Source organism: Exiguobacterium flavidum (genome assembly GCF_003344535.1).
Classification (GTDB): Bacteria; Bacillota; Bacilli; order Exiguobacteriales; family Exiguobacteriaceae; genus Exiguobacterium_A; species Exiguobacterium_A flavidum.
The window spans coordinates 253,300-265,811 of the sequence record NZ_QPKS01000002.1; the positions used below are offsets into that span (position 1 = coordinate 253,300).

Annotated in this window: 12 protein-coding genes and 1 pseudogene; 8 read left to right on the top strand and 5 right to left on the bottom strand. The window is 53.0% G+C overall.

Going from position 1 to position 12,512, the window contains the following annotated elements:
* The 3 genes and pseudogenes from DFG60_RS03055 to DFG60_RS03065 all read left to right on the top strand — a co-directional run.
* Positions 1-453 (top strand): annotated as a pseudogene (locus DFG60_RS03055) (hypothetical protein); the annotation flags it as partial.
* 78 nt (positions 454-531) lie between these two features.
* Positions 532-1,833 (top strand): UDP-N-acetylmuramate--L-alanine ligase, encoded by a 1,302-nt coding sequence (gene murC / locus DFG60_RS03060; RefSeq protein ID WP_114570263.1) that lies wholly within the window; start codon positions 532-534, stop codon positions 1,831-1,833.
* Positions 1,834-1,934: 101 nt separating this feature from the next.
* Positions 1,935-2,381, top strand: a complete 447-nt coding sequence (locus tag DFG60_RS03065; protein ID WP_232818600.1) for a Dps family protein — start codon at positions 1,935-1,937, stop codon at positions 2,379-2,381.
* 31 nt (positions 2,382-2,412) lie between these two features.
* Here the strand turns inward: DFG60_RS03065 and DFG60_RS03070 are convergent, their stop codons facing one another.
* Positions 2,413-3,525 carry an aminopeptidase gene (locus DFG60_RS03070; protein ID WP_114570264.1) on the bottom strand — a complete coding sequence of 371 codons (1,113 nt, stop codon included), beginning with the start codon at positions 3,523-3,525 and terminating at the stop codon, positions 2,413-2,415.
* Positions 3,526-3,660: 135 nt separating this feature from the next.
* Here DFG60_RS03070 and DFG60_RS03075 point away from each other — a divergent pair, with 135 nt between their 5' ends.
* The 4 genes from DFG60_RS03075 to ccpA all read left to right on the top strand — a co-directional run bounded on the left by DFG60_RS03075 (position 3,661) and on the right by ccpA (position 7,223).
* A complete protein-coding gene (locus DFG60_RS03075; protein ID WP_114570265.1) occupies positions 3,661-4,227 on the top strand; it encodes a DUF948 domain-containing protein in 567 nt (188 codons plus the stop codon).
* 2 nt (positions 4,228-4,229) lie between these two features.
* Positions 4,230-4,838: a YtxH domain-containing protein gene (locus DFG60_RS03080; RefSeq protein ID WP_114570266.1), complete on the top strand. Its 609-nt coding sequence runs from the start codon at positions 4,230-4,232 to the stop codon at positions 4,836-4,838.
* Positions 4,839-4,972: 134 nt separating this feature from the next.
* Positions 4,973-6,058, top strand: coding sequence for a bifunctional 3-deoxy-7-phosphoheptulonate synthase/chorismate mutase (locus DFG60_RS03085; protein ID WP_114570267.1), 1,086 nt, complete (start codon positions 4,973-4,975; stop codon positions 6,056-6,058).
* Between the two features lie 157 nt (positions 6,059-6,215).
* Entirely contained in the window at positions 6,216-7,223 is a 1,008-nt protein-coding gene (gene ccpA / locus DFG60_RS03090; protein WP_114570268.1) for a catabolite control protein A, read from the top strand.
* Between the two features lie 72 nt (positions 7,224-7,295).
* On the opposite strand, the gene DFG60_RS03095 is transcribed toward ccpA, so the two are convergent.
* The 4 genes from DFG60_RS03095 to DFG60_RS03110 form a co-directional block, all read right to left on the bottom strand.
* Positions 7,296-8,051 carry a hypothetical protein gene (locus tag DFG60_RS03095; protein ID WP_114570269.1) on the bottom strand — a complete coding sequence of 252 codons (756 nt, stop codon included), beginning with the start codon at positions 8,049-8,051 and terminating at the stop codon, positions 7,296-7,298.
* A gap of 98 nt (positions 8,052-8,149) precedes the next feature.
* Entirely contained in the window at positions 8,150-9,337 is a 1,188-nt protein-coding gene (locus DFG60_RS03100) for an acetoin utilization protein AcuC (RefSeq protein ID WP_114570270.1), read from the bottom strand.
* Positions 9,334-9,966, bottom strand: coding sequence for an acetoin utilization AcuB family protein (locus tag DFG60_RS03105; RefSeq protein WP_114570271.1), 633 nt, complete (start codon positions 9,964-9,966; stop codon positions 9,334-9,336). Before DFG60_RS03105 ends, DFG60_RS03100 begins: the two co-directional genes overlap by 4 nt.
* A 14-nt stretch (positions 9,967-9,980) precedes the next feature.
* Positions 9,981-10,613 (bottom strand): GNAT family N-acetyltransferase, encoded by a 633-nt coding sequence (locus DFG60_RS03110; protein ID WP_114570272.1) that lies wholly within the window; start codon positions 10,611-10,613, stop codon positions 9,981-9,983.
* A 145-nt stretch (positions 10,614-10,758) separates the two neighbouring features.
* On the opposite strand from DFG60_RS03110, the gene acsA reads away from it, so the two are divergent.
* Positions 10,759-12,465: an acetate--CoA ligase gene (acsA, locus tag DFG60_RS03115; protein WP_114570273.1), complete on the top strand. Its 1,707-nt coding sequence runs from the start codon at positions 10,759-10,761 to the stop codon at positions 12,463-12,465.
* Positions 12,466-12,512 lie beyond the last annotated feature (47 nt).

Here is a 12,512-nt window from a genome sequence, read left to right on the forward strand (position 1 = left end):
CCGATCGAAGTGACGGACGAGGTCGAGGAAGGATACGTCCCTGAGACGGATCTCGACCAGCTCATCCCTGACGCGCCGGAGTATGGACAGTACGGCCTTGAGACGGGAGAGGAAGAAGCGCCGGAGACGGACCTCGACCTTCCTGAAGTCGAAGCACCGGCACCGATCGAGATGAAGGACGATATCGTTTCTGATCCTCCAACGCTCGAGACGACAGAAAACGAGCATCTGATACTGAAGGAAATGGAAGAGATTGGAGAAGTATCCACGTCGGACGAGGGCTCGTCAGATGAGGGTATCGTGGCACGGGACGAAGCAATCGAGAAAGTCGTCCTTGCCCCAGCTATCAAAAAACCTACGGGACCGCCTGTCAACGTCATCATGACTACAAAAGACTTGATGGCGATGTACCGGACGCGACGTGAACAAAATAATTTACATGGTAAAAAATAAGCCGGTTTGTTATAATGATACAGGTTTTGTGTCCAAGCCCGATGACACGAACCGGAACGTGAATTGGAGGGCTCTTAAATGACAAAATATCATTTCGTCGGGATCAAAGGCACTGGAATGAGTGCGCTTGCCCAAGTGTTACATGAGATGAACCATGAGGTACAAGGTTCTGATTACGAAAAATCATTCTTTACTGAAGACGCATTACGCGCGAAGGGCATTCCGTTCTTCCCGTTCAATCCTGACAATATCCAATCGGATCAGGTCATCATTCAGGGGAACGCCTTCGGCGACGATCATCCTGAGATCATCCGCGCCCGTGAACTCGGCCTGACGATTTACCGTTATTATGATTTTCTCGGTCATCTTGCTGATGAGTACCGTTCTGTCGCAATCACGGGATCGCATGGTAAGACGTCTACGACTGGGCTGCTGTCCCATGTCTTCCAAGGCATTTTACCGACTGCTTACTTGATCGGCGATGGTACAGGTGCCGGTGCAGAGGATGCGAAAGCGTTCGTTTTCGAAGCGTGCGAATACAAGCGCCACTTCCTTCACTATCGCCCGGATTACGCGATCATGACGAACATCGATTTCGATCACTCGGATTACTTCACTGGTCTTGAGGACGTCATATCGGCATTCCAAGAAATGGCGATGCAAGTTAAACGGGCCATCGTCGCTTGTGGAGATGACGAAAACTTGCAGAACATCCAAGCGAACGTCCCTGTTCTTTATTATGGATTCGGTCAAGACAACGACTTCCGTTCGGAGAATGTGGAATCTACAACGAATGGTACGACTTTCGATGTGTATCTTCGTGACGATTTCTATGGAAACTTCCAGATTCCAGGTTACGGAAAGCATCACGTCTTGAACGCGCTTGCGGTCATCGCAATCTGTCAATATGAGGGGCTCGACAAAGAAGAGGTGGCTTCACGCCTTGCTTCTTTCGGAGGAGTAAAACGCCGGTTCAGCGAATCGACGCTCGGATCGCAGACGCTCATCGATGACTATGCCCACCATCCGAAGGAAATCAGCGCGACGATTGAATCGGCCCGCAAGAAATATCCTGGACGTGAGGTAGTAGCGATTTTCCAACCACATACCTACACGCGCCTGAAGTCGTTCATGGATGATTTCGCAGCATCGCTTCGGGAAGCGGATGCGACTTATCTATGTGAAATTTTCGGATCTGCCCGTGAACAGGAAGGAAGCGTCCGGATTGAAGATCTTCAAGAGAAGATTCCGGGAGCTGAAATCCTGTCACGTGAAGGCGTCGACATACTGAGCAAACATGAAGGAGCAGTCCTTCTGTTCATGGGAGCTGGAGACATCCAGACGTATCAGCGTCAGTATGAACAACTTTCAAAAGCATGACCTCACAACGCCCAATCTCGTATTGGGCGTTTTTTTTAGGTTTAACTTTTGTTATTTAAGGATAAAAATAAAGCAGCACAGATAATTCGACGAGGGGAGAAATGAACATGATCAGTACGCAGGCGAAGAAAGCTTTGAACCAGCAGGTGGCGAACTATGGGGTCCTGTTCGTCAAATTGCACAATTACCATTGGTACATCAACGGTCCGGAATTCTTGACACTTCACGTGAAGCTTGAGGAGCTGTACACTTGGGTGTCCGAACAGTACGATGTCGTAGCGGAACGCCTTCTCATGAACCATGGCGAGCCATACGCGACGCTCAAGGAATACCTCGAGCATGCGACGATCGAGGAAGCGAAACGCGGTCTGTCGGCAGACGAGATGGTGGAATCGGTCATCAGCGACTTCTCGCAGATTCGCAAAGAGATGCTCGATGCGATCGAACATCTCGAGACTCACGACATGACGGTCGAGGACGATCTGCTCGCCCAGGCGAAGGAAATCGAGAAGCAGATCTGGATGCTCCGCGCGACGCTTGAGAAATAAAAAAGTGCCGCAAGCTGCGGCACTTTCATCATTATTTCAAGTTTTCAGGATTGAGGACTTCGAGTTCAGGCAAGACGAACCGCCCGTCTTTTCGGATGAGGACGTCGTCGAACCAGATTTCGCCGCCGCCGTAATCCGGACGCTGGATCGAGACGAGATCCCAGTGAATCGATGAGTTGTTGCCATTGAAAGCTTCAGCATAGGCTTGACCAGGCGTGAAATGGAAACTTCCATCGATTTTCTCATCGAACAGGATGTCTTTCATCGGATGTTGGATGTACGGGTTGACGCCGATCGCGAATTCACCGACATAACGGGCACCTTCGTCCGTGTTGAACACGTCGTTGATGCGCTCCGTGTCGTTCGCCTTAGCGTCGACGATCTTTCCGTTCTCGAATGTCAGCACGACGTTCTCGAACGTGAATCCTTGATAAGGTGATGGCGTGTTGTACGAGATGACACCGTTGATCGAGTCACGGACAGGCGCCGTGAAGACTTCGCCGTCCGGGATGTTGGCGCTGCCTGCACATTTGATGGCCGGGATGTCCTTGATCGAGAACGACAAATCCGTGCCTTCTCCGACGAGGCGGACCTTGTCCGTCCGGTTCATCAATTCGACGAGCGGCTCCATCGCTTCGCCCATCTTTTTGTAATCGAGCGTACAGACGTCGAAGTAGAAATCTTCGAACGCTTCCGTCGACTTGTTCGCAAGTTGAGCCATCGAAGGTGATGGATAACGAAGGACGACCCATTTCGTTCCTTTGACGCGGTCTTCCGTATGCATCTTGCCGAGCGTCTGACCGTAGAGCTTCATCTTGTCGGCAGGGACGTCAGACAGTTCATTGATGTTATCACCGGAGCGAAGACCAATATAGGCGTCCATCGCTTGCATCTGTTTCCGTTCAATGTCGGCCATCAGCGCAAGTTGTTCTTCGCTTGCACCACTGTACAGCTTCCGAAGCACCCGGTTGTCCTTGAGGAGGACGAACGGGAAACCGCCGGCAGCATATGCTGCCTCGACGAGGGCTTCGACGAGCTCACGCTGGATGCCGAAGTTCTCGATCAGCACGTTTTCTCCTGGTTGTAGATCTACTGAATAGTTGATGAGATTGTTCGCTAATTCCGTTAGACGTGGATCACGCATATGTATTCCTCCCAAATATGTAGGTTTCATCCTCTATTGTAACGGAAATAATAATTTTGGAATAGAAGGAAAGAAACGTCCCGTGTCGAACTGCAAGTAGTACACGACAAAGACAAGAAAATGGAGGCACACAACATGGAAATCACTTTAGGCGGAATCGCCGGTCTGATTGCTGCAATCGCATTCGTAGTACTCGTCATCTTCCTCGCCCGCGTACTGTCTGGCGCAGCGAAGACACTTAACAACGTAGCGGATACGACTGCCGGGCTCGAGCGTCAACTCGACGGCATCATGATGGAGACGACGGCTCTTTTACATAAGACCAATCGTCTCGTCGATACGATCGAAGAGAAATCGGAATTGCTCGCTCCTGTAGCGAACTCGATCGAAGAGCTCGGAACATCTCTCAATAAGGTGACTGATTCGGTCCGAAACGTATCGGATACGGTCGCTGGAGCGGCTGATACGAACAAGGAACAAATCGCTCAGGCTGTGAGATGGGGATCAGTCGCAGTGGAATTGTTCAAGAAGAACTCTCCTGCGCCTGCTTCGACTGGTGCACAACCAACGACCGCTACGACGGTCGTTGAAAAGAAGCCGCGCCGCCGTTTCCGCAAGAAGGATGAGACGCCGGTCACACCGGAAGTCGTCTCTGTACCGGATGTAGCAAGTATTCCAGATAATCTGAAGGGAGATCGTTGATCATGACGAAAAAACAACCATACCAAGCACCTGTTACAGGTACGCATACAGGAACTGACACATCTAAAGGCAATGGAGGATTCATGACAGGAATCATCCTCGGCAGCCTGATCGGTGCTGCGGCAGCATTGCTATCGAGCCCGAAATCAGGACGCGAGGTGCGGACGCTCCTCGACGAGCGTACTGCTCCGACGCGCCAGCGTCTGACAGAGCAGACGCAAGTCGTTCGCGAGAAAGCAGAACCGCTCGTCGGTGAGTGGATTCAAATCGCGAAGGATAAGGCGGCTCCGATGATCGAAAAGGCGAAAAAGAACCCTTCGGTCCAGGAAGCAGCAAAATACGCAGGCTACGAGAAGGATCAAGCGAGCATCGACGCTGCTCTTGCAGACGCAGAGAAACTCGTCCAGGAAATCGAAAAAGAGATCGGAGACGACGTCAATGGCTCTTCAGTCGCTGCGCGTGTCGACTCTGAGACGGTTGCTGAACTCTCAGACTTCAAAAACGGTCTTGAAAAGAACGGTGCAGAAGACGCAGAAAAGTCGAACGATCCGCAAGCTGACCTCAGCAAACCCGCTGACGAGAAGCAAGGCGAGAAAAAACCGAAACAATAAGAGTATAGCTTCGACCTGAAAGCGTGGCGTTCATGGAAACGTCACGCTTTCTTTCTATACAATTTTAGGGCGTTCCGTTATAATTAGGTGCTATTAGTGGTAGTATTCGTAAGATGAATGAGGTGGACGAAACGATGGACCAACAAGCTGAATTGAAAAGATTACGAGAAGAACTCGATCAAGTGAACGCAGACTTACTTGATTTGATCAATAAGCGAGGCCGCTTGGCTGTAGAAATCGGTGAAGTCAAACGGGCGCAGGGACTTGATCGCTATGATCCGATTCGGGAACGACAGATGCTCGAGTCGATCGCAGCGAATAACGAGGGTCCGTTCGAGACGAAACGACTCCAGCACCTCTTCAAGGAGATATTCAAGGCGTCGCTCGAATTGCAGGGCGAGGACCGGACACGTAAGTTGCTCGTCTCGCGCAAGCAGAAGCCGACGAACACGGTAGTCGAAGTCGGTTCTGATTTGATTGGCGACGGAACGCAGCAGCTGATTGCCGGACCGTGTGCCGTCGAGAGCGAAGAACAGGTATTCGCGGTCGCAGCGCAGTTGAAGAAACATGGCATCCGCTTCATGCGGGGCGGTGCTTATAAACCTCGTACATCACCGTATGATTTCCAGGGGCTCGGCCTAGAAGGGCTCAAGTTGCTCAAGAAGGCGGCTGATGCACACGGACTTAAGGTCATCACTGAAATCATGACGCCGAGCGCAGTGGAGTCGGCGCTTCCGTATGTCGACATCATCCAAGTCGGAGCACGCAACATGCAGAACTTCGACTTGTTGAAGGAGGTCGGCCGGACAGATAAGCCGGTCTTGTTGAAACGCGGTCTCGCGGCGACGCTTGAAGAGTTCATCTACGCTGCCGAGTACATCATGGCCAGCGGAAATGATCAGGTCATTCTTTGCGAGCGTGGTATTCGGACATACGAGCGCGCGACCCGCAATACCCTCGACATATCAGCAGTGCCAATATTGAAGCAAGAGACACACCTGCCCGTCATCGTCGATGTGACCCATTCGACAGGGCGCAAGGATCTGTTGCTCCCGGCAGCGAAAGCGGCCTATGCAATCGGTGCAGATGCCGTCATGGTAGAAGTTCACCCGTTCCCGGCACTTGCCTTGTCGGATGCGAACCAGCAACTCGACTTCGAGGAGTTCGATCAGTTCGTCTTCGATCTCCGTCACACGTTTCCGGCACGAAATGTTCAATGATTTTCATGAAAGGCTGTGCTTAAGCCAATGAAAACGTTTTACAATGAAGGAAGAGTGGGAAAAGGAACATATCCTTTCCAATCTTCCTTTCGTCTTGCAGAAAAATGAAAATAAATGTTGAAAATGAGATGACAGTCTCAACTAAGGAGGAATTGCTTTGAACAGCAATATTACGATTTACGACGTAGCGCGGGAAGCGGGCGTCTCGATGGCGACGGTATCCCGCGTCGTCAATGGAAACCCGAACGTAAAACCGTCTACGCGTAAGAAGGTACAGGACGCGATCGACCAGCTCGGCTATCGTCCGAACGCGGTCGCACGCGGACTTGCGAGCAAAAAGACGACGACGGTCGGTGTCATCGTGCCGGACATCTCGAACATCTTCTTTGCAGATCTCGCACGAGGCATCGAGGACGTCGCGACGATGTACAAATACAATATCATTCTCTGTAACTCCGACCAAAATCCGGAGAAGGAGATTCACTTGCTCAACACTTTGCTCGGTAAACAGGTCGATGGAATCATCTTCATGGGCGGGCGTTTGCATGAAGATCTCGTACGCGAGTTCAAAACGTCGCCGGTCCCGATCGTCCTTGCTGCGACGCTCAATCAGGAATATGAACTTCCTGCCGTCAACATTGATTATGAGAGCGCAGCGCATGATGCCGTCACGATGCTGATCGAGCACGGGCATAAGCGGATCGGATTCATCACTGGACCACTTGAACAGCAAATCAACGGCGAGAAGAAGTTCGCCGGATACCGGAGCGCTCTCGAAGAGGCGGGTCTTCCTTTCGATGAGCAGAACGTCGTGCTTGGAAACTATACCTACGACTCCGGAATGAAAGCGATGAATCAGCTGCTCGAACTTGGTGATGATTGTCCCCGTGCCATCTTCGCGGGAACGGATGAGATGGCTCTCGGTGTCATCCACGCATTGCAGGACGCTGGGCGGAAAGTTCCGGAAGAGTTCGAAGTCATCGGACACGACAACACGCGCCTCGCGACGATGATCCGTCCGAAGCTGACGACGGTCGTCCAACCGATGTACGATATCGGTGCCGTATCGATGCGCTTGCTTACGAAAATCCTCAACAAGGAAGAAATCGAGACGAACGATGTCACGTTGCCGCACCGGATCGAGAAGCGCGACTCGACACGTTGAGCGAAGTATTTTGAATGAAAGAGGAAGGCAGTATCCCGATGTAGGGACACTGCCTTCCTCTTTTGTTGCGTTTTAGTTCGAGCTGACTTCGATGATTTGATCCTCATGATGGTGAAGCTCGGCGTTTTCGACGTGAAGTCTGAGCGTCGTCTTGCCGGCAGCAATCAGCGGCAAAGTCCCTTCATACTGATCGGCGACGAGTTTGAGCGGGATATACGTATGTTTCTCGACGCCTTCTTCGATCATCTCGACTTGGACATTCGCCTTCAAGACTTTTTGGTCCTTGAAGATGTGATAGGCGACGGGGAGTTCCTCGCCGACGTTCGCCTTGTCAGCTCCAGCATAGTGGATTGACAAGCCCGACGAATGGGAGTGACCGGCGGAGTGTCCCTCTTCCTCGTTCGCTTCTTCATGGGAATGATCCATTACCGTGAAGTCGAGCTTGTCCATGTGATGGATGCCGTTCTTATCATTGATGTGATAGAGGCCTTCATAATCACCGACGTCGAACTTCTGATTAGCCTCATAGTTGCCGGTCTTCGTCATCTCGGCCTTGATCTTCTCGTGCTTCGAATCCTTCTTGCCGGCAGGCCAGATTTCGAACGTCACGTCCTCGAGTGAGTCTGCAGTCTTTCCGTCTACTTTCGAGACTGCGAGGAAGCGGACTGCCTCGCCTGAATCCGTCTTCGCTGCGATTTTGACATCGACCTCGACTTGCGAAGAAGCAGCATTCGTCTGGTGTTCAGCATGTTTCGTGTCATTGCAGCCTGAAAGCACGAGTCCGGCCACAAAAACACCTGCCAAAGTGATCATGTTTCTTTTTTTCATAAATTCTTCCCCCAAGGATACCGGAATGGTACAGCTTGTTAAGTATATCAACAAGTTGTGAAATGCTCGCGAAGTATTTGTGAACAGTCAGGGGACTTTCACAGGGAAGGGGGTTCCGTGCTATAACGTTCTTTCTTCTCATCATCGATGAACGGCCATAACAGACGTTTCACCGTCTCCCAGTTCTTCTCCTCGATTTCCTGACGCCGGGGAATCGGTTCATATAGAGGCAATTCGTCCGACCAGCTGTCCGGTACGGTCGCACTCTCCTTGCGCCAGCGCTCGACCCACGATGGCGGCAGATTTCCGGAAAATGGAGGACGACCGGCGAGTGCCGCAAACACTTGGCTCCAAGCGCGGGGGACGACACGATACCAATCATAGCCGCCGCCCCCGAGCGCGACGAGTCGCCCTTCCGTATAACGGTTCGCAGCTTCGACTGCGATTTGTGGGATCTGCTCATAGCTCTTCATTGAAAGCGAGAGGTGTGTGAGCGGATCGAGAGCATGTGCGTCCGCCCCGTTCTGGGTGATGATCAGGTCTGGACTGAACATCTCGCATGCCTCGAACAATGCTGTCCGGTATGCATGAAGGAAGGAGTCGTCCTCCGTGAAGGCGTCGAGCGGCACGTTCCAGCTGAATCCGTATCCCTGTTCGTTGCCTCGTTCGGTCACCATCCCTGTACCGGGAAAGAGATAACGGCCCGTCTCGTGAAGTGAGAGCGTCATGACGTTCGATTGATTGTAGAACAGCCACTGGACACCGTCGCCGTGGTGGGCGTCCGTATCGACGTAAAGGACCCGGCAATCATATTTTTCGATCATCGCAGCGATTGCGACGGCGGTATCGTTGTAAACGCAGAAACCGGAAGCACGCCCGCGAAAGCCGTGATGGAGCCCTCCACCGATGTGGAACGTACGCCTGTAAGTACCGTTCATGACAAGTTCGCAAGCCTCGATCGTACCGCCGACGAGCAGGGAGGCCCCTTCGTGCATGCCGGCAAACATCGGGGTGTCCTCGGTTCCGAGTCCGTACATCTGGGCTTTGAGAGGTGAGAGTTTACCGGTTCCGGCTTGCTTCACCGCCTCTATGTAGTCGGCATCATGGACTCGGAGCAGCTCATCGTCCGTCGCGTGTCTTGGCGGGATGCAATCGATTCCTTCGAGCGCGCCTGCTGCCTCGAGAAGCGAGTGGGTCAGCTCGAGGCGGACCGGATTGAAGGGATGCGTATCGGAAAACCGGTAGGCCGTCTCCTCCTCGCTGTAGATATAGGCGAAATCTTTCATCGGCCGAACTCCGGGCCAAGGACGTCAAAGCCTTCCTTCTTCAACTTCTCGATGATGCGGATCGGATTCATCGTCTGGACCCGGAAGGCGACGATGCGCACGTACGGGTCGTCCGTCGGATAGACGAGTACGTTCAGGATGTTGACGTTCGTCTTCGCGAGCAAGGTCGCGATTTTTGCGAGCGTGCCGGCCGTGTTCTCAACCCGTACCTCGATTTGGGAACTCGGCTCGAGCGCGCCGGTCAGCTGAACGAACGTCCGCAGCAAATCCGTCTCGGTCAGGACGCCGACGAGGCGGCGTCCGCGGACGATCGGCAGGCAGGTCAGGCGCTGTTCGTAAAAGAGTACGGCTGCATCCTCGAGGAAGTCGAGCGGATGGGCCGTGACCGGATTTACGATCATGATGCTCGATACCGCGTTTTGCCTGTCATATTCTATCCTCTCAGGGTGGAAGACACTGAATGCGCTTTGAAGTTCCTTCAATCCGACGAGACCGACGACCTCCCGCTTCGCGTTCGTGACGATGAGATGGCGAATATTGTGCTTCTTCATCAGTTCTTCCGCGTGGGCGATCGAGTTCGTCGGCTGGACCGTCACGCAGTGCGTGTTCATGATTTGTTCGATAAGCATATAGTCCATCCTCCTCAATCGTACATGAAGCGCCGTCTCAGGCGGAGCGAGTTGAAGTGCTCGACGACGTCTTGCGAGACGTTTTTGCCGATGCGGGCCATCAGGCAGTTGGCCGGATGGGAAGCGATCTCCGGATCATCGGTCGGGAAAAAGACGAGTCCGCCGTGATTCATCATCTTCTCCATCACTTTCCGGTAATCCCAGATGGAAAGACCGCTTCCTTTCAAATCCCAGTGCCAGTAGTATTCCGTCGTCAGGATCAAGTAATTTTCCATCGCAGGGTCGAGCATCGATACTTCGAGAAGCTTCTTTCCGATTTGTTGACCGCGGAATCGCGACGACACCTCGATCGCCCCAAGTTCGAGGATGTAAGGATTGTTCCCTTCGCTCCACGTCTCGTATGGGTCAGGATAGAGATACGTCACGTAACCGATGACATCCTCTCCTTGACGAGCGACGATGATGCGTCCTTCCGGAAGAGCAGCTATCTCGACGAGCGCCTGATGTTGCTCGAGCGGTTCCCGAAATGCGGTCAGACCGGAATCAAGGCGATAGGACGCGAGGGTCTCGCTCGGGACAGGTCCTTCGATTTCGACCGGACCGAGCGACGTTTCATGGGTTCGATGATTGAACTGTTTCTCAAACATGTAAGCGTCACCACCTTCAGCTTCATTATAGACGATTGATTCCGGGAGAAGAGAGGGATTTTTTGACAAACTGTCGGAAAATTCATTGAATTGACTTCCAACTAGCTTATAATAAAGGGGATTACAACGAAGGGGAGGACTTGACATGAAAGTTTTGAAAGCGCTTCCGGGGGAGCATTGGCTCGCGGAGTATGATGCATCAGTCGATTCATATGACTGGAAAGAAGCAGAACAGTATTTTTCATGGGCGACCACGGGGAAGGTCAACATGGCATACGAAGCAATCGACCGTCACGCAGAAGGGGAACTTGCGGATAAGACGGCGTTGATCTATTATGACGGCACGACGGAACAGACATTTACTTACGCAGAAATGAAGCGCTTGACGAACAAGGCGGCGAACGTTCTCGTCGGGGCAGGGGTCACGCCTGGCGATCGCGTCTTCATCTTCATGCCGAGATCACCTGAGCTCTATTTCGCGCTACTCGGCGCACTGAAGGCGGGAGCGATCGTAGGTCCGCTCTTCGAAGCCTTCATGGAACAGGCGGTGCGCGATCGCCTGCTCGACTCGGAAGCGAAAATGCTCGTGACGACGAAGGCGCTCCTGCCGCGTGTCCCGGTCGAGGAGCTCGGTTCGCTCGAGACGATTTTCCTCGTCGATGAAAATGTCGAGGAGGAAGGAAAGGTCCGTGACTTCCGCAAAGAATTCGAGATGGCGAGCGAGGAGTTCGAACCGGTCTGGCTCGATCGTGAGGATGGTTTGATCCTGCACTATACTTCCGGCTCGACTGGAAAGCCGAAGGGCGTCCTCCATGTGCAGAACGCGATGATCCAGCATTTGATGACCGGACGCTGGGTACTCGATCTGCAACCGGATGACATCTACTGGTGCACCGCGGATCCGGGCTGGGTCACGGGGACGAGCTACGGCATCTTCGCTCCGTTCTTGAACGGCGCGACGAACATCGTCGTCGGCGGGCGCTTCAACCCTGATTTCTGGTACAGCGTCATCGCGAAGTATGGCGTGACGGTCTGGTACAGCGCACCAACTGCGTTCCGGATGTTGATGGGCGCAGGTGCTGAGGTGGCAGACAAATATGATTTGTCCTCGCTTCGCCATGTCTTGTCCGTCGGAGAGCCGCTCAACCCGGAGGTCATCCGTTGGGGCCAGGAATCATTCAACCAGCGGATTCACGATACATGGTGGATGACGGAGACCGGCGCGATGATGATTTGCAACTACAAGTCGATGGACATCAAACCTGGATCGATGGGGAAACCGATCCCGGGCGTCAAGGCGGCAATCATCGATGATCAAGGCAAGGAGCTGCCACCTTTCCGGATGGGGAACCTTGCGCTCAAGACGCCATGGCCATCCATGATGCGCGGCATCTGGAACAACCAACAGAAATACGAATCGTACTTCTGGGACGAGTGGTATGTATCGGGTGATTCGGCATATATGGATGATGAAGGGTACTTCTGGTTCCAGGGTCGCGTCGACGACGTCATCATGACAGCCGGAGAACGGGTCGGTCCGTTCGAGGTCGAAAGTCGCCTCGTCGAGCATCCGGCCGTCGCCGAAGCTGGGGTCATCGGGAAACCTGATCCGGTCCGCGGTGAAATCATCAAGGCCTTCATCTCACTCCGTGCAGGATATGAAGCGACGGACGAGTTGAAGAAGGAAATCCAGCAATTCGTCAAGGAAGGTCTCGCCGCACACGCTGCTCCGCGAGAGATCGACTTCCGCGACAAGCTGCCGAAGACGCGAAGCGGTAAGATCATGCGCCGTGTCCTGAAGGCATGGGAACTCAATCTCGAGACGGGCGACCTCTCGACGATGGAGGACTGATCCCTTTCTTTGAAATAGCGTCAAATATACAAATACCCCCTCGCTCC

What these genes read in the sequence shown, in the direction of transcription:
- murC (WP_114570263.1), top strand. Translation starts at nt 532, where the DNA reads ATGACAAAATATCATTTCGTCGGGATCAAAGGCACTGGAATGAGTGCG.
- DFG60_RS03065 (WP_232818600.1), top strand. Translation starts at nt 1,935, where the DNA reads ATGAACATGATCAGTACGCAGGCGAAGAAAGCTTTGAACCAGCAGGTG.
- DFG60_RS03070 (WP_114570264.1), bottom strand. Translation starts at nt 3,525, where the DNA reads ATGCGTGATCCACGTCTAACGGAATTAGCGAACAATCTCATCAACTAT.
- DFG60_RS03075 (WP_114570265.1), top strand. Translation starts at nt 3,661, where the DNA reads ATGGAAATCACTTTAGGCGGAATCGCCGGTCTGATTGCTGCAATCGCA.
- DFG60_RS03080 (WP_114570266.1), top strand. Translation starts at nt 4,230, where the DNA reads ATGACGAAAAAACAACCATACCAAGCACCTGTTACAGGTACGCATACA.
- DFG60_RS03085 (WP_114570267.1), top strand. Translation starts at nt 4,973, where the DNA reads ATGGACCAACAAGCTGAATTGAAAAGATTACGAGAAGAACTCGATCAA.
- DFG60_RS03095 (WP_114570269.1), bottom strand. Translation starts at nt 8,051, where the DNA reads ATGAAAAAAAGAAACATGATCACTTTGGCAGGTGTTTTTGTGGCCGGA.
- DFG60_RS03100 (WP_114570270.1), bottom strand. Translation starts at nt 9,337, where the DNA reads ATGAAAGATTTCGCCTATATCTACAGCGAGGAGGAGACGGCCTACCGG.
- DFG60_RS03105 (WP_114570271.1), bottom strand. Translation starts at nt 9,966, where the DNA reads ATGCTTATCGAACAAATCATGAACACGCACTGCGTGACGGTCCAGCCG.
- DFG60_RS03110 (WP_114570272.1), bottom strand. Translation starts at nt 10,613, where the DNA reads ATGTTTGAGAAACAGTTCAATCATCGAACCCATGAAACGTCGCTCGGT.
- acsA (WP_114570273.1), top strand. Translation starts at nt 10,759, where the DNA reads ATGAAAGTTTTGAAAGCGCTTCCGGGGGAGCATTGGCTCGCGGAGTAT.